Here is a 23,748-nt window from a genome sequence, read left to right as displayed (position 1 = left end):
CAACTTGACAACGCGGTCGCGGATCGCATATGCTTGTCATATACATGCTGTGAATACGGTTCACATATACATCATGCGTGAATCGTAAACAATGAACGTTCCAGAAAAGGACCATCATGAACGACGCGAGTTTGCAACAGAACCGGATCGCTTCGGCGGACATCGCCCGCATGGCCGGAGTGCGACCATCCGCCGTGTCGAATTGGCGCAACCGCGAGAACAAGCATTTCCCCGACCCCGTCGATTCCAAAGACGGACGGCCGTTGTTCGACTACGACGACGTGGTCGCATGGCTGACCGCAAACGGCATTGCATTCAAGGACGTGCGCGCCGAGCAGTCGGTCTGGTCATTCTTCGATCAATGGAGAGGCCAGGCCGACCCCGATACCACGGCATCACTGCTCCTGTGGTCCGTCTGCCTGGGGAAAACCGCAAGCCGACTTGGATTGCATGATGCATGGAAAGATCTGCTCGCGAAAGACCGGCAAGCAACCGATGCCACGCTCCCCCGACGTTGCGTCCAACTTGTTGAAACAGTACTGGACCATGCCATCAAAACAGATGCAAATCAGGTAGCGGTACTGCGTTTCGCACTGTCCCAGCCCTGCGGACTGGAAACTCTCAGTGCAGAAGATACACGCAGACTGCTCATTTTCGCCGACGGTCTCGCCTCGCACGGTGACGACGAGACCAATCGACTGGTATCGATGCTCCTCGAAAGAAACATCATCAGTCAGGGGCGTATGAGCGGCGAATTCGGCTATCCGAACTCCCGCATATCTTGCCTGCTGGCAAGACTGGCGGCTGCGTATTGGGCAGATCAGGAGCACCCCGAACGGCAACCGATCACCTTGTATGACCCGGCGTGCGGCATTCTGGAAGCCGCCCTGCAGTTCGGCACGTTACGGCAGGATCAGAATGGTTCCGCTCCCCAGTTGACGATGGATGCCGTCGAGATCAATTCCGGCACCGCCATTACCGCCGCCCGTCGTTTCGTGCTGAGCGGATTGCCTGACGCGATTCTCCAGATCAAGGCACAGGATTCACTCACGCAAGATCCGTTCCCGGCGACCCGGTCGGATATCGTCATCACGGAACCGCCATTCGGCATGCGACGGGAACTCAATGCCATGGACCCCCGATGGCGATACGGTCTTCCCTCCAAAACGGATTCGACGTTGGCCTGGATACAGGACGCCATCGCCCATCTGGCGGAATCAGGGCGAGCTTTCGTGGTGACGACGGCACGTTCCTTGTCCTCCGCGGGAGCCGATACGGATATCCGTCGCACGTTGATCGCCGCAGGATGCGTGGAAGCGATCATCTCCCTGCCGTCCAACATGTACATCAATACCGTGGTTCCCACATTCGTCTGGATACTGTCGGCTCCGAACCGGTCTCGCGACACCGTGACCATGATCAGCGTCGCCGAGGATCGGGACCGGTATCAGTCGCAGGACGAATCTCCAGCATGGATGAAAGACACCTTGGATTGGTTCGTACAGGATCGAACACGCCCCGGCAAACCAATTGCGGTGCGCGTGGTCCGATCGATCTCGATTCTTGGCAATGGTCGTGTTTCCTTGCTGCCTTCGGACTGGCTAGGACGGGACACGCCCAATCCCGCCGATATCAAGGTCTCCTACCTATCACGACGCGCAACTCTTGTAAATGCACGCAGTCAAGCACTAGACGCGTTCGGCATCTTCGACGCATTCGACGAAAACGGCTTCGACTGTTCCGACATCGGCTTCGTGAAGTTGGGAGACATCGCGACGATCAAGCAAGGCGATTATGCGGGACCTGAGCGGACCTCACGCAACTGGTCCGGGCGATATGAACAGCCCGAATTGCCCGCTGACGTGATCAGTGTCGACGATGTGCACAGTCACCGATTCCGTGGGAATGTATCAGGGCCTTCCGCTAGCGGCGAGGACGGCATCATCACCCGCAACAACGATATTCTGCTGACCGGCGGCGGACATCTCAGCGCTATGATTGATGCCTCCGGCGGACGCCACGTGCACAAGAGCGTAAGTGTTGCCCGTCTGATCGACGAACGATGGGACCCCCAATATGTTGCGTTGATGATCGAATCCTCCTGGAACAACGAGCTGTCGGAAGTTCCCTGGCCGAGACGCGGCGCGCGCCCCGCCCAATTGGAGATACCCGCGTTGCCTCTGTCGCAACAGCATCGGATCGTCGAATACGCACGCGCGGTCGATACGCTGCGACGACAGGCCGATCTGTATCGTGAACAGCTCGACACGTTGGCGAGCGCCGCACGTTATGGGGCGATGATCGGTAAGGTTGGGGAAGACTCAATGGCGAATGTGAGTACGGACACAAGCACCGTGAGCACGAACACGGATATGAAGAATGGAGCAGCACGATGAATCATCAGTCGATTGTCGCGTTTATCTGGGCGGTGGCGGACCTGCTGCGCGGCGACTACAAACAGCATGAGTACGGCGACATCATCCTGCCGTTCACGGTGCTGCGCCGTCTTGACTGCGTGCTGGCCGGCACGAAGGAGCAGGTGCTGGAAGCGGACGAGATGACCGCCGGTATGACGGACGACATCGCGGATTTCCAGTTGAAGACGGTAGCGGGTCTGCCGTTCTACAACACGAGCCGGTACACGATGGACAAACTGCGCGCAGACCCGGACAACATTGCAGCGAATCTGGGCGACTACGTGCGCGGCTTCTCGTCGGACGCGCTGGACGTGTTCGAGAAGTTCGATTTCTTCGCCCGCATCGATTCGTTGAATGCGAACAATCTGCTGTTTCAGATCGTCGACAAGTTCTGCACGGTCGATCTTGGCCCGGACACGGTGAGCGATGTCGAGATGGGCAGCATCTACGAGAACCTGTTGCGCCGTTTCTCCGAAATGTCGAATGAGACGGCCGGTGAGCATTTCAGCCCTCGCGACGGCGTGGAACTGGCGGTCGACCTGCTGATCGCGGGAGCGTCGGCCGACTTGTCGCAGCCCGGCAAGGTGGTGAACGTGTACGACCCGTGCGCCGGTACGGGCGGCGCGCTGTCGATTTTCAAGGACCGGGTGAACGAATACTATCCGAACGCTGACGTGTACTGCTACGGGCAGGAATTGAACGCGGCCACGTTCGCCACCTGCAAGGCGGACATGCTGCTGCGCGGCGGCGACGCCGGCCACGTCGCGTTCGGCAATACGCTGACCGAGCCCGCGTTCGCCGATGTCCAGTTCGGCTATCAGGTCTCGAATCCGCCGTATGGTGTGGATTGGAAGAAGTCGAAGCGCGAGGTGGAGGCCGAGTACAGGAACGAGGGATTCAAGGGACGATTCGGCGCAGGCCTGCCACGTGTGAGCGACGGGCAATTGTTGTTCATCGAGCACATGGTCTCGAAGATGCGGCCGGTCGGATTGGGCGGTGGCCGTATCGCCGTGTTCATGAACGGCTCTCCCCTGTTCACCGGCGCGGCCGGCTCAGGCGAAAGCGACATCCGCAAGTGGCTGCTGCATGATCTTGATCTGGTGGAGGCTATCGTGGCGATGCCGAACGATTTCTTCTACAACACCGGCATCGCCACCTACATCTGGGTGCTGAACAACAACAAGCCCGCGGAACGCAAGGGCAAGGTGCAGCTCATCAACGCGAACAACGTGTTCACGAAGATGCGCAAGTCGCTCGGCTCGAAGCGCAACGAACTGAGCGCCGAGCAGATTCGCTCCATCGTCAAGGAATACGAGGCGTTCGAGGAGACGAAGACCTCGAAGATCTTCGACGTGGACGACTTCGGCTACACGACCGTGACCGTGGAACGACCGTTGCGCAACGAACACGGCGACATCGTGACCGATCGCAAAGGCAACCTGAAGCCGGACACCTCGCTGCGCGACACGGAGAATATTCCGCTCAAACAGGACATCGACGAATACTTCGAACGCGAGGTGAAACCATACGCGCCGGACGCGTGGATGGACCGCAAGAAGGACAAGGTGGGTTACGAGATTCCGTTCACCCGATACTTCTACGAGTACACGCCGTTGCGTTCGTCCGCGGCGATTCTCGATGACATTCGTTCGCTGGAGGCGTCCATCGCCGACAGCCTCACGAAGGTGGGCCTGTAATGGAACGATACAGCGCATACAAGGACTCCAGCATCGATTGGATCGGTAAGATTCCGACTGGGTGGAATATTCGCCGTGTGAAAACCTTCGCAACGGCGAGTGGAGGTGGCACACCATCGAAAGATAATTTAGCTTATTGGAATGGCGATATTCCATGGGTATCCTCAGCTGAGGTCAAACAGAAATTCATCGACGACACTTCACAGCATATTTCAGAGGAAGCAGTCGAGAGCTCTTCTACGAACATGTATCCAGCCGGTACGACCGTAATGGTTGTCCGTTCCGGGATTCTAAAACATACGATACCTGTGGCGTTCATTACTCGTGATATGGCAGTCAACCAAGACATCAAAGCTTTCACGTTTAATGCTTACAGCAAACGATTCTTCCGCTATTTCATCAACGGAATGAATGACCAACTCCTGCTCGTGTTGACAAAATCGGCCACAACCGTGGACAACATCGACATGGATCAATTCATGATCTGTCCATTTACCTACCCGCCAACGCAAGAACAAGAACTCATTGCTGATTATTTGGATAAGAAGACAGGGGCGATTGATACGGCCGTAGCAGATATCGAGCGGTCGATTGAGCTGCTGAACGAGTATCGCCAGTCCGTCATCTCCGAAGCCGTCACCAAAGGCCTCGACCCCACCGTGCCCATGAAGGACTCCGGCATCGACTGGATCGGCCAAATCCCAGAACATTGGCAAGTCACTAAAATCGTCAATCTTGCCACTCGGAAAAGTGGACACACACCCGACAAAAAGAATGAAGCATACTGGCGTGATGGTGACATCGTCTGGGTCTCACTGGCAGATTCACCTAAGCTACGGCAACAGCACTACATCAGCGAGAGCTGCACCATGACCAACATGGACGGAATTAGACATTCTTCGGCAGAGTTGTTACCGGCAGGTTCCGTATTACTTTCTCGTGATGCATCAATCGGGCTTACAGCTATAGCATCCAAGGAACTTGCCGTATCACAGCATTTCATGGCGTACATCTGCGGCCCCAACTTATACAACGAGTACCTGTACTACGTGTTTGAAAGCATGCAGCAGGAACTACAGCGCTTAAGCATGGGCTCGACTATCCCAACAATCGGACTTCCCTTAATCCATCAGCTGGTGACTCCTCTGCCCTCAGTTGATGAGCAGCACGTCATCGTCAATCATCTAGAGAGAAAACTCACGGACATCAACTCCCTCATCCAGCAGAAGCAGTCTCTACTTGTCCGGTTAAAGGAATATAGGTCATCGCTCATTAGTGAGTGTGTGACCGGCAAGGTGAAGATTCCCGGTGTAGAGGAATAACGGAAGGAAAGGAGTCATCATGGCAGTGAAGCCGACTCGCAGCATGAGCGAGCGTACGTTCCAGAATCATGTGGTAGACGGGTTCGAGAAGCAGGACTATACGTATGTGCCACAGTCGCAGATGGACCAGAACTTCAATCGCGAAACGGCCATCGACGAGCAAACCTTGATCGAGTTTCTGATCGAGACCCAGCCCAAGGAGGTCGCTAAAGTCGAACGCCAGTACGGTGTGCGGTGGAGCCAGGCGGTCATCAAGCGCATCGGGCAGGTCATCGCAGACAAGGGTCTGCTATGGACGCTGCGCAATCAGGTCGAGATGGCTCCGGGCGCGAAGTTCAAGATCCTCTACTTCAAGCCGAGGAACGATCTGAACCAGACCGCGGTGGAGCATTACCGTGCGAACCGTTTCCAAGTCACCGACGAGTTCCACTACGGCACGATGAAGGACGACCTCAACAACCGTATCGACGTGGTGCTGCTCGTCAACGGTTTCCCGCTGGTCACCATCGAGCTCAAGAACCATCAGACCGGGCAAACTGTGAACAACGCGATCCGCCAATACATGACTGATCGTAATCCGAAGGAGCAGGTCTTCCAGCCCGATCTGCGCTCGCTCGTGCATTTCGCAGTCGATGCAGACGATGTGTATATGGCCACAGAGCTCAAAGGCAAGAGCACCAAGTTCGTACCGTCCAATCAGGGCAACGGCAAGGACGGCGGCGGCAACCCGCCGGCAGCACCAGGCAAGTTCGGTACCTCGTATCTGTGGGAGGAGGTGCTCACGCCGGATTCGCTACTGGACATCATCGAACGGTTCGTGCAGATCACCTATCGCGAGAAGGACGAGCACGGCAAGAAGATCACCCGTCAGGCGCGTTCCACCATGAAGGCGGTGATCTTCCCCCGGTATCACCAGCTGCGCGTGGTGCGCCGTCTGCTCAAGGCCACGCGAGAGCAGGGACCAGGCCACAACTATCTCATCCAACATTCGGCCGGTTCCGGCAAGTCGTATTCGATCGCATGGCTTGCCTATCATCTTGCATCCCTAACGCAGGATAGCGGCGATTCGTTCTTCAATTCGGTGATCGTGCTGGTCGACCGCGTGATACTCGACGAGCAGCTGCAGGGCACCATCATGAAGATGCCGCACCCGCGCGGCATGGTCGCCATCGCCAAGGATTCAGCGGGGCTGCGCGATGCGGTCAACGCGGGCGCACGCATCATCATCTCCACCATCCAGAAGTTCCCGTACATCTATACGCAGACGGATACGGCCGGCCGCACGTTCGCGATCATCATCGACGAAGCACATTCGTCGCAGAGCGGTGAGGCGCATCGCAAGACCAAGCAGGCGCTCGGCGACCATTCCGGGTTTAATGCCGACGAGTTCGCCGACGTTTCTGACAACGATGCGCTCGATTGGGATGACAGCGGCTTGGACGAAGACACGGACGATGCTGCACTGCGTGTACGTAACGAGCTGAACGCGCAGGGCGTGCAGCCCAACCTGTCGTTCTACGCGTTCACCGCCACGCCGAAGCCGAGCACGCTCGAAACCTTCGGCACGGTCAACCCCGATACCGGTAAGCCGGAGCCGTTCGACCTGTATTCGATGAAGCAGGCCATCGAGGAGGGTTTCATCCTCGACGTGCTCACGAACTACACCACGTTCAAAACGTATTTCCAGCTGGTCAAGAAGTCCGACGAAGACCCCAAACGCAAGGCGAGCCGCACGAAGCAGGAAATCATGAACTTCGTGAAGCTCGACCCGAGCAACGTGTCGAAGATCAGCGAGATCATCGTCGACCATTTCCACGATCATGTCATGCCGCTGCTGCACGGCGACGGCAAGGGCATGGTGGTGACGTCCAGTCGCAAAGCCGCCGCCGAATACTTCCGGTACATGCAAAAGCTCGCCGCCAAGACCGAGTACGCCGGGGTGAAGCCGGTCGTCGCATTCTCCGGCAAGCTCGATCTGGGCGGCGAGGACGTGACCGAGGAGACGCTCAACGGGTTCCCACCTAGCGAGATCGCCGAACGATTCAATACGTCTCAGTTCAATCTCATGATCGTGGCGAACAAGTTCCAGACCGGTTTCGACCAGCCGAAACTGTGCGCCATGTATGTCGACAAGAAGCTCACCGGTGTAGCCGCAGTGCAGACATTGTCGAGGTTGAATCGTACCTGCGCCGGCAAGCAGACACCGATCGTGCTGGACTTCGCCAACGATGCCGCAACGATTCAGGCCGCGTTCGAACCGTACTATACGCAGACCGATCTTGATCGCGTCACCGACCCGAACGTCATCTACGACATGAAGACCGCACTCGATGCCTTCCAGATCTACGACGAGGAAGAGGTCGCGGCGCTGTGCCGGGTGTGGCTGGGCAAACCGGATGAATCCACCATGCCGGAAGTGCTGCGGCTGCTCGGCCCAGCCAAGGACCGGTACGCCGATCTGGACGAGGACGGTCAAGAGGAGTTCCGCAAGCGCGTCGGCAAGTTCCTGCACACCTACACGTACGTGACGCAGATGATTAGGCTTGACGACCAACCATTGTTCAAACTCGACACATACCTCACGTTCCTCAACCGGGAAATCGCGCCTGAATACGAGCCCGAGGAATCCATTGACGGTCTAATTGCCGTAACACAGCTGCGCATCGAGAACAAGGGCCAAGCCGATATCAGCCTGACCGGAGGCGAACCGGTCAAGAACAACGCCGGCACCGTCGGCGTAGGCAAAGGCGGCGACGATGAAGACTACCTGTCCTCGATCATCGACCAGCTCAACCAGCTGTTCGGCACCGACTTCAGCGACCCCGCCCGCAAGTTCTTCGAAGGCCTGATGACGCTGCTGCAAGGTGACGGTAAACTCAGCCAACAGGCGCGCAACAATTCCCGCGCTGATTTCCGCACCCCGTTCGATTCCGCGTTCCTTACCGCCCTGTTCAAGTCGCAATCCGAAAACGCCGACCTCTTCCGCCGCCTCAGCAGCAGCCAAGAGGCCATGCAAATCGTGCAGGAGTCCCTCTTCAACGAGTTCTACAACACCGCGCATCGCGGCAAGGAGTAGCCCATGAGCATCATAAATACATCGATCGGCGGCGCCCATGGATAGTGCGGTTCAAGTGGTAAACAGGGCCTCAGCCGTACAGGTTACCGCACAGGAGATCAACGACCGGTTCCATGGTGATATCCCCGAATCGGTACGGTTCTACTGTCCATTCTGTACTCGTCCGGTCACCGCCGGCGCTATGGGGAACGACTTCGATCGTATGAGGAGGACCATCAAACCAGGAAAACGCAAAACAAAGGAGCCATATTTCGCGCACCGCAAGAACGACGAATGGTCACGATACTGCGAGGCATATCATGCGAGCGCCGGCATCTCGCGTGAAGAGATGTCCCTTCCGCTGCTCATGTTCCTCAGGAAAGAGCCGGGCAGCACACAATTCCGAGTCGAAGTTGCATTACGTCGCCGAGGCTTAGCTTTCATGCTTCGCGAATTGTCGTCAGATGATGCGATCACTGTGGACGGCCGGTCATATGGGTTGCGCAGCATGTTGACAAGCCGACACAACACCATTCCCCTGCCCAATCCTCTGTATCAGACAGAGACTCGCATCCAAATACCGCAACGATGGCAGCTGAACATCGGTCATGCGCCAAAAAGCATAGGTGTCATGATCTTCTCTGATGCGTTTGGCAGCAATGGCGGTCGACGTTTGCCTGATCATTCAGCACTGCGCACCGATTGTACGTATTACATCGTGGCGAGGAACGATCGAGTTCGGGATGCGCGACCACTGTTTAGCCGTATGGACAAAGTCGGAAACATCAGCGGCGACGCCAAACTGCATGTATACGCAGTATCCGTCACAGACTCTTCCCCGACCAAAAACGACATCGATGACTGGCTGAGCCAATATGGCTACTGCCTATCCGACGTGGATCGGTCCGCCCAATTGATGTGGCCACCGAGCTTAGGTTCATGGGGTGTGGACGAGCCATTGTTCCGGCATTCCTCCCCCATGTACCGGTTCCCGTATCAGATCAATGGTCAGCCAATGCAGGACAAGGCTTTGCGCAAGTACTTCATATCAGCGGATTCCAATGCACGAGACGTGGGATTGATCGGATTCGGCAATCGTTTCGAAGGAGAATCCGAATCGGAATCGTATTGCGTGTTCTTCAAGCCCAAACCACGCATGCCGTGGAGCACGGTATATCTGGGACCAAACTACCCGGACGATCTGCACCCTTACGACGAATGGACACAGACCATTCCCGAAAACGATTCCTCCGAAGACAACGCGAAATCACTCCCAACGAATGCGGAGTCCTCATCCGCCTCAACGGACAACTACATAACCCAAATTCCACTAACTCACGGCGCTGGAATCGTATTCCGACGTGTGGGCATTCCTCAACAGCAATCAATCTCCCGCGGCACCACCATTGCCCAGCTCAGAGAAAGGACCCGATAATGGTATGGATCAATGATTCCGAATTTACTCATGCATCTATATGCATCGCACGTCGTGACAAATATGGTTATATCGATCGTCTGATCCGACTCCTTGACTATCGCAACGATCTAAACGGAATTGGCTCATACACGTGGGCATATCACACCGACAATCAGGTGACTCGAACACCTGAAGACCCGCAAAAATTATACCGTCCAGAAACATTAGATTCCTTCCATGAATCTGGTGAGGATTTTCTGTTCGTCAAATGGAAACCGAACTATGACAATCCCGAACGACCGTGGTTACTGGATCCGTATACCAACCCATATGGAGCCGTCCCTAACTTATATGAGGTCATTAACAGCCCTGCAAACAATATTCAGGAATTACGCAACAATCTTATAAACGGCTGGCCTTATTCCGGAACGCCGACGCAGCAAATCCTCATGCCTTATACAGGCACGAAAGGCACGCTTGACGCCATACTATTGAATCGCGACGACCTCGACTATTCCAACAACCGCATACGACTGAAGGGTTCCGCACCTTTTCAAGCAGAACAATATGTGATCAATAGCTACGACATCAAATATTTGCCACTCGACTATGCAGAACGCACCATATACATCAAACCTTACCTGCCGAAGCCTCAAGGAAAAGCACTCGTCAAGCCATTATCACAATACGCCGTTCAATATATGCAGTGGTATGTAAACGCCATGCACATCAGCGAATCAGATCAACAACGTCTGGTTTCTATGATAAACGACGCTTTTCAAGCCCCCGAGCGTCTAGATGAGTTCAACACACGTCTTTCCTCCGCGGAGATTCATCAACTGAGAAAGGCAATCGCACGATTCGCCAATACTAACAACCAAATGCTTGCACTCGTGAAGAGCACTCTGGAATATGACACTAATTTCAAACGTGTCTGCATCGACGAATGTCGCGAAGAAGCATTACACGATTTAGACCTTGAACGAGAAAAAAGACAAATACAACTCAAAGAGGATCTCGATAGGCAGAAAAAAGATTTTGATCAGCAGATACAACAACAGAACGACGAGATATCACGATTAGAAGATCGCGTACGTGCTCGATCCGAGTCCTACACTCGTCTTCAAAATATGGTCGAACCTTTGGAAAAGAAAATCGGTCATTTGAAACAGGAACTAGAAACAGCCCAGTCAGCGGTCGAACAAGCAAATAAACAGAAGATGCAGAAGCTCGAGGAACTTGAGCAGCAGCGCCAAGCAGCGCTGGATCAGCTCGATAAGGATGTAGCGCTGAAACTCGGCTTACGTTCGGTAGTGCAATCGGTAATCTCAGCACAAGGCGCGAGCAGACCCACCGATGCCGGTAGCAACAGCTCCTCCAGCCCAGTAATTCAGTCGGTTGCGTATCCTTCGCTTCCGACGACACAATGTCAAGCTGATTTTGTGCATACAACGGCCACTAACCTGCAGTCCTTTGGAGTAATGTCCACGAAGAATAACTCGCAAGCTCCAATTATGTTGGCCAAGGTATGCGGTCGCGTGTTGTCGGTCACGAGATTGATCGCGGTTGATTCCACGTTTGCCGCACCACTTGCGAATGCCTTGTCATATGCCGGTAGTGGAAAGCCAGCCAAACACATCAGTATTCCTGCCGATTGGCATGACGCCGCCACTTTGGATTGCCTGCTTACCGATGAAGATACCGACGTTCTGGTGCTCGACGGACCATTTGATACGATCAATGAGAATCTTCTATTCGCACTGTCTCGGCTGGAAAATGATGTGACCGTCATACTGCCAATCGGCGCATATGGCAATCTGCGCCTCATCGCCGGAGAAATCTGGGACCACGTGTTTTACCTGCCTACAGAGCAGTATGTTAAGCTGCCGGTTTCCCCTCATCAGATGCTTCGTTCGAGCGAGACTCGCAAGCTCTCATCCCCCAGCAAACAAGCCATACTCGGCGCATTGACTCGATTACGCGCGAAAACCGCAGACGACATGACGCTTGCATCGTTGGTGCTTCCTGCAGCATTGGCAACGCAATTCAGCACAACCGAAGAGGGCGAATCATGGACTGCCGCTCATCTGACGTTGCGCACCTATGCCCATCTTGGGATGAAGCCAGCAAGCACCTCCAGTGATGGCAACACAGCAGCCGAGATGTTGCTTACCCGTATTGAGCGAGGTCGACATGACCGGTGATCTGTTGCACGCAATGGCCGGTGATCTTGGTCTCGATCGTATGCTCGACGAAAGCGATACACGGTTCGCATGCCGCGTATCGTATTCCGCCTTACGATTCTGGATACAGGCATATTGTTTAGATGACGGGTACGGCGGAACCTACGGGGTAAGCGCGCCGACCATCATGCGCAAAAGTACGATATGGCTACGCAATCTTGAAGACCTGTATCCAGGATTGCTCAACTGGTATCGATTCAACCTCGATTCTAGGAAAGGTCTGTCCGATGTGTTGACCATGCTGACAGCAGTCCATGATCTGGTGAAAACCGATGACGGATTGTACCGTTGCACGGCGCAGCATACAGTTACGGTTAGCAAAAAGCTAACGCTCATCCTTGGAATGACTGATCCGACCAACCTATCGAGCACATATCCCATATCAGGAATGGGATTTGCCAACAAGACCGGGCGATTATCAGACATCCCCTACCATCAGTTCGCGTCCAAACCGATACGTGGAAAGGCAATTATTAAACCCAAGGATAAACGCCATAGCATAATCCAGCTGGCCCAATCGTTGCCCGAATCATTGTTCAAGCGCCAGTTCAATCTACTGACATGGCCCGTTCTCACCGCCATTGACCAGCAAAGACGGATAGCTCGCGCGGAGTATGTTCCCATACTGGCCGACATGCTTCATAGCAATGGAATCTTATGCCAAATAGAGCATATCGAATAGTCGGCTTCTGCGCATTCGACACTGTTGTGCTTAGCTACACTTAGACGTAGTTTACTCACTGCTTGCGCTGTTGCTAGTCTCGTTTACCCGCATTGTTACCATCAACACCATCTTCCGCATCATGAATGGTGACGGTGAAGGTCTTGCCGAGAGCGGTACAATAGTCCGGCAATAGATCAAGCAGCCCTGTGCGATGGAGATCGTGCTCGGCGTTCCAGAACGCGACCGCACTCAGCCCGGTACGGCGTGCCATTTCGTCATAGCTCACGCCGGCATCCTCCCTCATCTTTTTCATCTGTCTGCAGATGGTCCAGTACGTTCCAAGATTCTTGAGTTTCAGGAATTCTGCGTCTCTCATTGCTTTCGATTTGTCGGCCGGCGTGTATGCAGGCTCCCATCCCAGCATTTCGCTGAGCACATCCGACACGCTTTCTCGATGGTCCTGTTCATCATCCGAACCGTCAAGGATATCCCGCATAAACGCGTCCGTTTCTTCAGGTGTGTGGCAGACGACCCAATCATTCGGAATAATGCCCTGTTCGACCGCCGCCACAAGTACATCAATATGACGGGCGCGCGCATAGTAGCCGGGTGCGGATGGGTCCTGCATGCGCCGTGCTGCTTCCGCTTCGTCCATGAGTCGCAACCCGCTCAATATCATATCCGCCCGTGCCGGGTCAGCGGCAAGCCATGCACGGAACTCCTCCACCGGAAACTCTTCTCCTTTGTATCGTGCCATATATTTCATTGGTTAACCTCCCATAATTGGACTCCCTATCGTGATTGGCGTCATAGCGCCATTTTCAGCGGCATCACTGCCTAACGGTCAAGAATATCGTTCAACCTTCGACGTGTCCAAATCGCGGATGTTGTAATCTGATGTGGTTCTCCCAAGCCGACGGCTTGAGCGGGCCATTGACGACCTGAACATCTTCAACCGGAGAACGACTATGCACAACGACACAGGGCCATTCGAATTTCGCTGCCTGATCTGTGGCAAGGCAATAACGGCAGATGTCTGCATCGACCATCGCATCTGCAAAATCAGTCAACTGCCGGAGGAAGGTCACGACGACAGAGATCTACTTCCCCTCGGTGCCATCGAAATGACGTCATACGGTCATTACGGCACCGCGTTCTTCGACCCTTGCGACGACGGTACGCAGGTGGCCGCGCTGATTTGCGACGACTGCATGGAGGAACGCAGTGATCGGCTCATGTACATTGACAAGCAGCGCCGACTCAGCCCGTTCAATAAGGCAATGGGCGAATTTAAGGCACGATCAGAAGCCACTCGCTCCACATAGGCAGCCGAGCATCACCCTGCACGCATTTCGCCAAGAGATCCGCCGTCGATGACGATACATAACCGTTCCTTGGGCTATAGGAACAAAAGTGTTGCTTATGTTCCTATAGGCCCGTTCCTTGAAGGTATTCTCTCGTCTATCGAACAAATCGCCGACGGAAGAAACCAGAAAAAGAAAAATCCCCGGGGTTTCATGATATTTCGCATGAGTGACGTTCCGGGGCATTCACCGATAGTATAGCTGTCATGAGTCTCAAAAGTCAACCTGTTACGCTGCTCGACATGCAGCGATGGTTCTCGGCCGATCGTATGGATACCTATGTGCGTTCGGCCCAAGCCACCGATTGTGACGCGATTGATCTATACGTGTGGAACGGACGAATCTCCAAGGCTCTACTTGAGGACATTGCTCATGTGGAGGTGTTACTGCGAAACTTCATATCCGTTCGTCTTGCCAAAGCCTGCGGGCACGACGACTGGTACAAGGATGATGAGAGATTCCGGTTTAATTCGTCTCGGACAAGACGGTTTGAAAACTCGATCACCGAGATCGAGCAACAGATACGGCATGCGGGCAAACAAGTCACACCCGGACGCGTAATTGCCGATATGTCACTTGGTTCATGGTGTTTCCTGCTTTCCTCTCGACTGGAGCAGACCGTGTGGAAGTCGTTGCGAGATCCAGCGAATGGCGGCATGCCGAACTATCAACCACGCAAGCGGGCCATATTCGAGAGCCACGTCAAGATGATGCGCGACCTGCGTAACCGTCTATCGCATCAGGAACATATCGTACTTGACGCTTTTGCCGACGAGAACCGCTATCTGGACGAGCAATACGCCAATCTCGACTGGATAGCCCGTTCCATCGATCCAAAAGCGGCCGACTGGATTCGCAGCCAATCAAGAGTGCCGTTATTACGCAGTCTACGACCGAGCAACGCATAAAATTAGTATCCGCGACAATTGGGATTCACCGCCTTACTCTAGGGTGAATCCGATTATACCTATCGCCTAGTGCGCTCTACCGTCTCGCGGCCGCCATTACGCTACGCACCGACTCGCAGCACCATTGTGCCGCTTGCTTATCCTCGCCGACTCTTGTCGGACGCAAGCCGCCACGCTCACGCTCCCCTCGGGGACTCGGTACCACTATTCAATTCTCAAACTTCAAGCCACGTGGAACGTCTGTCACCCATCCCAAGGGCTAAGTGCGCCGTGAGTGTATTGCTTCAATGTTTGTTCGGCAGGTTGAGCGGTGTTTTTCCGCAGTGTGGGCTGATGGTTCTAACTTGCGTGTCGTAATCTGTTTTGGCATAATAAATGCGCTTTGTCCCGTAAGGGTGAGGCTCCAAGTCGCCGGGGGTATTCCCCCGGCATCTCTTTCCACGATATCGTCAGGAGACAGATGAACGAGCTAAGTGTCTTCGTGGACGAATCCGGAGAATGGGGCAAGCTGTCCGAATACTATCTGATTACGCTGGTGTTCCACGTACAGTCTCAGCCGATTACCGAGCATATCGAAAAGTACGAACGACATCTAACTGATTCAGGCCTTCCCGACGTTCCGTTCCACGCCGGACCACTGTTCAACGGTCACGACGATTACGATGGCATGGACTTCGCGGATCGCAAACGTCTGTTCTTCGCATTCTTTACGCTCGCTCGAAATCTGCCATTCCGTTACGTAACGTTCGCACATCGCAAGAGCATGTTCGACGACAGCAAAACTCGATTCGAGGCGCAACTCAAACGAGATCTCGCGGACTTCTTCCTATCTCATCTCGACGAGTTCCAGTCATACAAGACGATCAAGGTGTACTACGACAATGGCCAGCAGATCGTCACCAACGCACTGAAGACATCCATTGGATATGCACTGTCCAAAGAAGCTGTCGTATACCGCGATGCTCAACCTAAAGACTACCGATTGGAGCAGGCGGCTGATCTCATGTGCACCGTAGAACTGACCGCTTTGAAGTTCGATGCAGGCGAGGACACGGCCACCGACCGCAAGATGTTCAAAGACCGACGGGATTTCCGCAAGAACTATCTTAAAATACTGCGACGCAAGCAATTCTGAACAGCTTTCGCCGTGTCCAAATCTCGTATGTTGTAATCTGGTGTGGTTCTCCCAAGCCGGCGACTTGAGCGGGCCACTGACGATCTGAACATCTTCAACCGGAGAACGACCATGCACAACGACAGCACAGAACCATTCACGTTTCGATGCCTGATCTGCGGCAAGACAATAACGGCAGAAGTCTGCATCGACCATCGCATCCGCGCAATCGATCAGCTGCCGGAGGAAGGCCACGCCGACGATGACTTCCTTCCCCTCGGCGCCATCGAAATGACGTCATACGGTCATTACGGCACCGCGTTCTTCGGCCCCTGCGACGACGGCACGCAAGTGGCCGCGCTGATCTGCGACGACTGCATGGAGGAACGCAGCGACCGGCTCATGTACATCGACAAGCAACGTCGGCTCAGTCCGTTCAACAAGGCAATGAACAAGCTCAGAGCTCGATCCGAAGAATCGTCCGAAGTGCGGCACGATACCGATTGATCAGTCATAGTGGTCCAATTTTGATATGCCAAGGAGCATCATGATCACACGGGGATTCACTGCGCCTTTCGACTAGGACAACAAACACCTAAGTCGAAAGGAAACACACCAATGTCCAGAACATGGAAGGACCGACCGTACCGCGTGATGGAAGCCGAAGCGGAACACGCCAACCGTTTGATGCAGTACGCCGACATATTCCAGCGACACGCGCCGAGATGCGTTCCCGACGTTATCGGCTACGCATACGCAGCGCGAGGCAACGTGCACATTCCCGCACGGCGCATGACACTGTGCCGTTGGGTTGAACGCAGCTGGTCCACCGACTACGGCACCAACCATCGTGTTCGAGAAGCCTTGAATGCAGCAGCAATCGCCACCAATAATGGTTTCGACATGCGCGATTGGGATGATCCCGTCGCCTACCAGCGTCGCCGACGTTGGATTGAAGAATTCTGACCCATCAAAGCGGGCTTGCGGCATTGTTCACAGGCACGATTCGCAAGCCCGCACTTTATTCAATTCCCGCCATCGCATCAGTTCGCGATGCCGTTGCCGCCATTCGAATCCGGGAACGATGGCATGCCGAGGTGCGGCGAGCGCAGACGATCATCGTCGCCGGCATCATCGTCCGGCAGATTGCAAAACCAGTCGATGATCTGCGCGTGCGATACCGGTTGCAGGTTCCACGCGTCGAGGCCGACGTTGAGCGCTTCCGGGCGCGCGCCGGCCGGCGACAGCTGATGCGTGTGACCGTACAGTAGCTTGCGCCCGTCGAATGGCAGCGCTTTATCGTGGAATTTTGCGACGTCGTCGGGCCAGCTGTAGGCGAGATCCTCGCGGTACGGGAAATGCGACAGGTTGACGATTTCGGTTACGTCCGGCCGCTGTAGGTCGAACCCGCCCAATTCGACCGTATCGTTCGGCTCGATGCTTTCGAACAGGTTCCGTGCCGGCTTGTCGTCTAGCCACCAGTCGTCGTGGTTGCCGATGACCGCGTGCAGATGTTTGCAAGCAAGCTGCCTCAGGCAGTCCTTGAGATGGTTCACGGATGTGCGGTATCCGATGTCGCCGAGAATCCACAGTTCGTCGTCCGGTCCGACGACCTTGTTGATATTGGCGACGATCGCCGCGTCATGCGCATCGGTGTCCGCAGCCTTGCGGAAGTTGAGCCGCGAATCGTCCAATACGACGCCCTTCGCCCAGTCTTCGGCCGCCTTGCGCCCCTGCTGTGCAAGAACGCGCTCGTATTGCGCGCGATCGGGATCGAACGTGGTGAATCCGCGCAGTACGGTGACAAGCGGATGCCCGAAATGCGTGTCGGTAGTGAAGTATCGCATCAGCGCCTCTTTTCTGCCATTGCGTTCGTATTACATGCTTTCTTCCGATCTGTCAATATCGCCGGATATCCGCCCGAATATCGGCGGGTATTACCATTGGCGAGGCCCTGGCCCTTGCCCTGCGTGATACGGCGGCTCGGGGCCACCGAAGCGACCCCGATCGTCCCGAGGGCCAAGGTAGTCGCTGCGTCCGTGAGGATGTGGATCGTCATGCCGGTATCGGTCGTCGTACGCGAAGCGTCGAGGCCGGCGGAGATTCCCGAAGAGATTGAACAGGCCGAACAGTTTCCAGATCATGCGCGTCTCCCCCGGACGGCCGGCGTGTCGTACTGCGGCTCGTATGCGCTGTTGGACGAGGGTTGGGATGACAGCAGCCACGGTTCGGCGAAGTCCAAACGCATGGTGTCGTGGTGCATGATGCTCATGATGCGCTCCTTGCTATGGTTTCGTGTTCCGATGCGGTTGCCGGTCGGCTACCGTTGCCTACGGATTCTGGCAGGTGAATCATCGGAGGAACCTGCAATTGCGGTTGAGAACGCTGAAAATCATGTGGCGGTTTTGCGCTCGCGCAAGTGATGGATCACCGCCGTATCGTTCACGCCGACAATCATCGACCGGCGCGCGTCGTCATCCGCGTCGCACGGCGACACGCCGTAATGCGAGGTCCAGCGGATTGTCCGGTTATATACGGTAACCGCGTACAGCGAGCGCAAGCCGTTTCCGCATTCTAGAATGGGCCGGAGCGCACGCCGCGAAGCGGAACACACGAGACATGCAAGGAGACGGACATGCGGGTATTGCACACATCCGACTGGCATATCGGTCGCAGGTTCAAGGGATTGAGCCTGCTCGAGTATCAGCGCAACGCGTTGGAATGGCTGATCGGCGTGATCGAACGCGAGCATGTGCAGGTGTTGTGCGTGTCCGGCGACGTGTACGACCAGTCCATGCCGTCAGGCGATGCGGTGCAGCTGTTCAATGAGATGTTCGTCCGGCTCGGCAGAACGGTGGTCGACGGCGAGTCGCTGGAAATCGTCATCACGCCCGGCAATCACGATTCCGCCGTTCGTCTCGATGCAGGATCCGCGCTCATGCAACCGAACATCCACATGCGCTGTCGCATCGACGACATTGCCGAGCCGGTAATCATTGACCGAGGCAACGAATCGATGGCCGTCTATGCGCTGCCGTATCTGGATCCCGATGCGGCGCGTTCGCAGCTGCAGGGCATATTGGAATCCCGCGGCGTCGACTGGACCATCCCCCGCTCGCATGAGGGCATGATGCGCGCCGCATTGCAACTGGTCACTCGCGATCTTGCCGAACGCCGCGTTTCGCGCCCGGACATGCCCGCCATATTGATGGCGCATGCGTTCGTCGGCGGCGCGCAGTCCAGTGATTCGGAGCGCGCGATCACGGTGGGCGGCGTGGACAGCGTGCCGGCCGGTCTGTTCTCCAATTCCGGGCTTGATTATCTGGCGCTCGGTCACTTGCATCGCCCGCAGCAGGTGCGGATTCCAGTATTGGACGCGGCGGATTCCGTGTTTGCATATGATCGGACGCCTCAAGCCCGGTACAGTGGTTCGTTGCTCGCCTATTCGTTCTCCGAGGGCCATAACCCGCCTGTTGCCGGCAATGGAAAAAGCGTCGTCGTGTTCGACGCCAGCAGTCGCGGCATTGAGAATCTGTATACGCTGCCCGTTGAGTCCGATGAGCCGGCGTTTGCGCAGGTCGAAGGCAGCGTTGAGGAAATCCAAGACGAGAAAACCCGCCAACGCCATCGTGATGACTGGGTGTCCGTCACCGTGCATGTCAGCGAGTTCCCGCAGGGAATATACCAGAAGATCGACGATTGGTACCCGCACGCGCTGGAGAAGAACCTGGTGTACGATCGGCGGGCCGATAGCAGTCGAAGGAAAACCGTTGATCTGCGTAAGGTCACTTCCGAGATGGAAGTACTTGATCGGTTCGTCTACGACCAGCTTGATCGCACTCCGAATGACGAGGAGCGTGCCGTGCTGGAGCATGCGGTGGAAAGCGTGCGCAACAGCCGCGCCGAGTATGCGGGAGACGGAAACGCCGACGATACGGCGAAGAACGACGATACGACGGCAAAGGAGCGTTGACATGAAGCTGATCGCCATGAAGTTTCAGGGAGTGGGCCCGTACAAGGGGGAATTTGCGATTGATTTCGCCGCGTTGACCAGTTCGCACATGTTTCTGATCGATGGTGAGACCGGTGCCGGAAAAACCACGATTCTCGACTGTCTCACCTTTGCCTTGTACGGCGCGACGTCGAACGGCGAGGACGGCGAATCCAAGCAGCGCTTCCGCTCCCGGTTCCTGATGAACGACCGTACGGAAACCTATGTCGATCTGATGTTCAAATCCGGCGATGAATACTATGAGGTCCGCCGCTATCCGGCATACGAACAGCCAAAGGCCAATGGCACAGGATTCACGAACCATGCCTCCAAGGTCAGTCTGATGCGCATTGATCCGGGTATTGCCGATCTGGCTAAGACCGCCGTCAACGATCCGCAACGGTATTTCGACTATGTCGAAGAGGCGAACCACCGCACGGAGATCACCACCCGGGAAAAGGAGGCGGGTGAGGAAATCACGCGCATCATCGGTCTTGATCGCAGGCAGTTCGGCAGAACCATCATGCTGGCGCAGGGCCAGTTCTCCGCCTTCCTGCGCATGAACCCCGAAGATCGCACCAATCTCGTCAAGGACCTGCTTGGCGCCGAGGTCTACCAGCAGATTCAGGACGAGCTTAAGGACCGGTGCAATGCCATGCGCAAGGATGTCGCGAACAGTGACACGGCACTGGTTTCCAGTATTACGCACGCCCGCAGCGTCGCCCGTCAGATCGGCAGTATCAATCAACCGGCCGGGAACACATCATCCGACGAATCTTCTGACAATAATGGCATCAACGACACGAACGACAGCATCGACGCAACCGATAATGCCGGTGCGTCCGACCATGCAGACGGCACGCACGATACGAACAAAACGGTTCCCCTGATCTCAGATAATGCGCCGTGGGGCCTGACCGATACCGGAACGATCAGCATTCCGCTGCGTTCGCCGGAGCAGATTCGCGCCATTATCAGCAGAACGACCGGCATGGTGAGCACCATGCTCACCCAACGCATAACGGACGGCAAACGCGCGGTGGAAGAAGCCGAACATGCCGCCGAACATGCGCGGCTGCTCAGCCAAACCGCCGAGAGTCTGCGCGAACGTGCGGATCAGGAAGCGTCTGATCTTCATGCGCTGCTGAATCTCAACAGCCAGCATGACGGCGTCGAAGCCGACCGGCGATCACTTGATCGCAGCGACGAGGCCAAACCCATCGTCGCGCAGCAACGTGAGCGGACCAAGCAGCTCGACGAACTCGAACAGCACAAGCGACAACTCAGCGTCACGACGGACGAGCTTCACGTCTATCCCGCCCGCCAGTCGATGGCGGACGAACGTGAGCAGGCGGTCAAAGCCGCTGCCGGCGCGGAAGCCGCGCGCAAGGATCTGGAACAGGCCGACGCGCATGAACGTCTCATCGCCGAGGCCGAACAGTCGCGGCAACGTCATGCTCAGGCTCTCAACATGCTGGCCAAGGCGCAGGCCGAGGTACAGGATCAGCAAACCGCGCTGGAGCACATGCCGTCGCCAGAATCGCTGGACGAAGAAATCCAGAACACGGATCAGCGTCTTGGCGGAGCACAGGGACTTCGAGACCAGCTCGCGCACGGCGAGGAACTGCTGCAGCACGCTCGACGCGCCGAACAGCTGACGGTTCTGATCCCCGCGCAACAGCGGCAGCTCGACGAAGCCCAGCAAGCAGAACATGACGCCGAGCGCACCGTGCACCTGGTGGAACAGTCGATCAGAGACTCCGGTGCGGCGCAGTATGCCGAAGGTCTGGTCGAGGGCGAAGCATGCCCGGTGTGCGGCAGCGAGCATCATCCGAAACTCGCCGTCAGACCGGACGGTGAACACAGCAGCCGCGAACTGGAATCGCTCAAGGAACGGCTCGAGCACGCCCGCAAGCACACCCAAGACGCGTACCTCCAACTGCAGCAGTCGAACGGCACGTTAGAATCCGAACGGCAGCAGGCCGAATCGCTTTCCACCGAGGAAGCCCAACAACGCATCGACGAACTGCAACAGAGAATCGCCGAACTGGACGAAGTGCGCAAAAAGCGAGAAGAACTGACTCGCATCAAAAAAGCGGTCAGCGCAGCCATCGAAGCCGTGGCGGCCGCGGAAAAACAGCAGACTGGCGCCGAAACGGACGAGCGCGCCACCCGCGAGCGCATGGAAGCCGATCGCCGGCGTGCCGAAGGCTATACGACGGCTTCGGTGCAGCAGGATCGCGAACTGGCGCGGCACAGGCTTGCCGAAGCCGAAGCACAGGGCAAACATGCCGAACAACTGCAGCGTCGCATCAACGAATACGACGCGCTGGACAAGCGTCGCATCGAGCAACAGACCCAAGTGGACGCCCTGACGCACGCTCTTAGCGAGACGGAGCGCATCCTGGCCGATTTGGTGCGCGACAGTCGATTCGACTCCGTGGAGGATGCGTGGCAGGCCTGTTTGACGGACGAGGTCGCAGCCGAACTGCGCGAACGGGTCGACCGGTATCAGGATCGGATGACGACGGCACGGGCCAATCTCAACCGTTCCCGCGCCACGCTGCACGTCCTTGTTTCCGGATTGGGCGGCGACATGCGTTCGGCATTGCAGCTGCCCGATCCGTCGTCCACAATCGACGAAACCAGCCAAGCCACGCGGACCACGCGCACGCATGATGCAAACGTTGCGGAGCATGATGCAAACGATTCCGACCTCGATGCGCCTGCCGTCGGACCGGTATCCGTCCGCGACGACGGTACGTTCACCGCGCTGGGCAACGCCATCGCCGCGCTCGACGTCGAGACGTTCCGCATCGCACAGCAACAGGCCGGCGACCGGCTGAACATGGCCAACACCGAATACGGAAGCATCCGCACGCTCGGCGACAGCTGGGAGCGCGCGCTGCACGACCTTGATAATCATGCCGACTCGTGGCAAAAGCTCAGGGAGCGGTTCGAGCCGCTGCAATCCATGTCCGCACTGTCGAACGCCGAAACGAACTCCGTATCAATGGCCAAGCGAAAAATGTCCCTGATCACCTACGCCGTCACCGCGCGGTTCCGCGACGTGCTCGACCGGGCGAACGAACTGCTGGCCGACATCCAAGGCGGCATCTACGAGCTGCGACTCGACGACCATGCGGACGCATCCGCCGGCCGCAACAAAAAACTCGGACTGGCCATCACCGTGTTCGACCGGCGCACCGAACAGGAGCGCAACCCCGTCACCCTGTCCGGCGGAGAAACGTTCTTCGTCTCACTGGCGCTCGCCCTGGCACTCGCCGACATCATCCAAGCGGAAAACGGCGGCGTGGCTATGGACACGCTGTTCGTGGACGAAGGCTTCGGCTCGCTGTCCAGCGAATACCTGAATGATGTGGTGGACATGCTGCACCGCATCTCCCGCAACAGGGACATCGGCATCATTTCGCACGTCGACTGGCTCAAAGACCAGATCGCCGAGCGCATCGCCGTCAGCCGCGTCACGCCCGACGGCGCAAGCCGCCTCGACGTCATCGCCTGACACACGTACGATATTGGGCTCTTCGCATTT

General features: G+C 56.3%; 17 protein-coding genes. 14 read left to right on the top strand and 3 right to left on the bottom strand.

The genetic code is table 11. The features are described from left to right. Positions 1 to 116 precede the first annotated feature (116 nt). From BBIA_RS03005 to BBIA_RS02975, 7 genes are all read left to right on the top strand, one after another. Positions 117 to 2,396 (top strand): N-6 DNA methylase, encoded by a 2,280-nt coding sequence (locus tag BBIA_RS03005; RefSeq protein WP_033494294.1) that lies wholly within the window; start codon positions 117 to 119, stop codon positions 2,394 to 2,396. Further along, entirely contained in the window at positions 2,393 to 4,114 is a 1,722-nt protein-coding gene (locus BBIA_RS03000) for a type I restriction-modification system subunit M (RefSeq protein WP_033494295.1), read from the top strand. The genes BBIA_RS03005 and BBIA_RS03000 overlap by 4 nt, the downstream gene beginning before the upstream one ends. After that, complete coding sequence (locus tag BBIA_RS02995; protein ID WP_052119637.1) at positions 4,114 to 5,436, top strand: restriction endonuclease subunit S; 1,323 nt, start codon at positions 4,114 to 4,116, stop codon at positions 5,434 to 5,436. Before BBIA_RS03000 ends, BBIA_RS02995 begins: the two co-directional genes overlap by 1 nt. Positions 5,437 to 5,455: 19 nt before the next feature. Continuing rightward, the gene (locus tag BBIA_RS02990) at positions 5,456 to 8,512 is read left to right on the top strand and encodes a type I restriction endonuclease subunit R (protein ID WP_051923701.1); all 3,057 of its coding nucleotides are present in this window, start codon (positions 5,456 to 5,458) and stop codon (positions 8,510 to 8,512) included. A 202-nt stretch (positions 8,513 to 8,714) separates the two neighbouring features. Then, positions 8,715 to 9,926, top strand: a complete 1,212-nt coding sequence (locus tag BBIA_RS14100) for a hypothetical protein (RefSeq protein ID WP_152600560.1) — start codon at positions 8,715 to 8,717, stop codon at positions 9,924 to 9,926. Then, positions 9,926 to 12,112 (top strand): hypothetical protein, encoded by a 2,187-nt coding sequence (locus BBIA_RS02980; RefSeq protein WP_152600561.1) that lies wholly within the window; start codon positions 9,926 to 9,928, stop codon positions 12,110 to 12,112. Before BBIA_RS14100 ends, BBIA_RS02980 begins: the two co-directional genes overlap by 1 nt. Continuing rightward, positions 12,102 to 12,833: a hypothetical protein gene (locus BBIA_RS02975; RefSeq protein WP_033494298.1), complete on the top strand. Its 732-nt coding sequence runs from the start codon at positions 12,102 to 12,104 to the stop codon at positions 12,831 to 12,833. Before BBIA_RS02980 ends, BBIA_RS02975 begins: the two co-directional genes overlap by 11 nt. A gap of 73 nt (positions 12,834 to 12,906) precedes the next feature. On the opposite strand, the gene BBIA_RS02970 is transcribed toward BBIA_RS02975, so the two are convergent. Next, a complete protein-coding gene (locus BBIA_RS02970; RefSeq protein WP_033494299.1) occupies positions 12,907 to 13,572 on the bottom strand; it encodes a helix-turn-helix domain-containing protein in 666 nt (221 codons plus the stop codon). A 211-nt stretch (positions 13,573 to 13,783) separates the two neighbouring features. On the opposite strand from BBIA_RS02970, the gene BBIA_RS02965 reads away from it, so the two are divergent. From BBIA_RS02965 to BBIA_RS02945, 5 genes are all read left to right on the top strand, one after another. Further along, a complete protein-coding gene (locus BBIA_RS02965) occupies positions 13,784 to 14,140 on the top strand; it encodes a hypothetical protein (RefSeq protein WP_033494300.1) in 357 nt (118 codons plus the stop codon). 245 nt (positions 14,141 to 14,385) lie between these two features. Continuing rightward, entirely contained in the window at positions 14,386 to 15,087 is a 702-nt protein-coding gene (locus BBIA_RS02960; protein ID WP_051923700.1) for an Abi family protein, read from the top strand. Between the two features lie 460 nt (positions 15,088 to 15,547). Next, positions 15,548 to 16,222 (top strand): DUF3800 domain-containing protein, encoded by a 675-nt coding sequence (locus BBIA_RS02955; RefSeq protein WP_033494301.1) that lies wholly within the window; start codon positions 15,548 to 15,550, stop codon positions 16,220 to 16,222. Positions 16,223 to 16,333: 111 nt separating this feature from the next. Continuing rightward, a complete protein-coding gene (locus BBIA_RS02950; RefSeq protein WP_033494302.1) occupies positions 16,334 to 16,708 on the top strand; it encodes a hypothetical protein in 375 nt (124 codons plus the stop codon). A gap of 144 nt (positions 16,709 to 16,852) precedes the next feature. After that, the gene (locus tag BBIA_RS02945) at positions 16,853 to 17,167 is read left to right on the top strand and encodes a hypothetical protein (RefSeq protein WP_152600563.1); all 315 of its coding nucleotides are present in this window, start codon (positions 16,853 to 16,855) and stop codon (positions 17,165 to 17,167) included. A 77-nt stretch (positions 17,168 to 17,244) separates the two neighbouring features. On the opposite strand, the gene BBIA_RS02940 is transcribed toward BBIA_RS02945, so the two are convergent. Further along, entirely contained in the window at positions 17,245 to 18,048 is an 804-nt protein-coding gene (locus BBIA_RS02940; protein ID WP_051923699.1) for a metallophosphoesterase family protein, read from the bottom strand. A gap of 293 nt (positions 18,049 to 18,341) precedes the next feature. Then, positions 18,342 to 18,473: a hypothetical protein gene (locus tag BBIA_RS15035; RefSeq protein WP_274518575.1), complete on the bottom strand. Its 132-nt coding sequence runs from the start codon at positions 18,471 to 18,473 to the stop codon at positions 18,342 to 18,344. A gap of 363 nt (positions 18,474 to 18,836) precedes the next feature. On the opposite strand from BBIA_RS15035, the gene BBIA_RS02930 reads away from it, so the two are divergent. Together BBIA_RS02930 and BBIA_RS02925 are read left to right on the top strand one after the other, a co-directional pair. Further along, complete coding sequence (locus tag BBIA_RS02930) at positions 18,837 to 20,174, top strand: metallophosphoesterase family protein (protein ID WP_051923698.1); 1,338 nt, start codon at positions 18,837 to 18,839, stop codon at positions 20,172 to 20,174. A gap of 1 nt (position 20,175) precedes the next feature. Then, positions 20,176 to 23,718 (top strand): AAA family ATPase, encoded by a 3,543-nt coding sequence (locus BBIA_RS02925; RefSeq protein WP_033494305.1) that lies wholly within the window; start codon positions 20,176 to 20,178, stop codon positions 23,716 to 23,718. The last annotated feature ends 30 nt before the right edge of the window (positions 23,719 to 23,748 follow it).

It is taken from the genome of Bifidobacterium biavatii DSM 23969, from assembly GCF_000741165.1.
Taxonomy (GTDB): domain Bacteria; phylum Actinomycetota; class Actinomycetes; order Actinomycetales; family Bifidobacteriaceae; genus Bifidobacterium; species Bifidobacterium biavatii.
The sequence above is the reverse complement of the archived record's forward strand: the minus strand, read 5'-3'. Positions and strand labels throughout refer to the sequence as shown.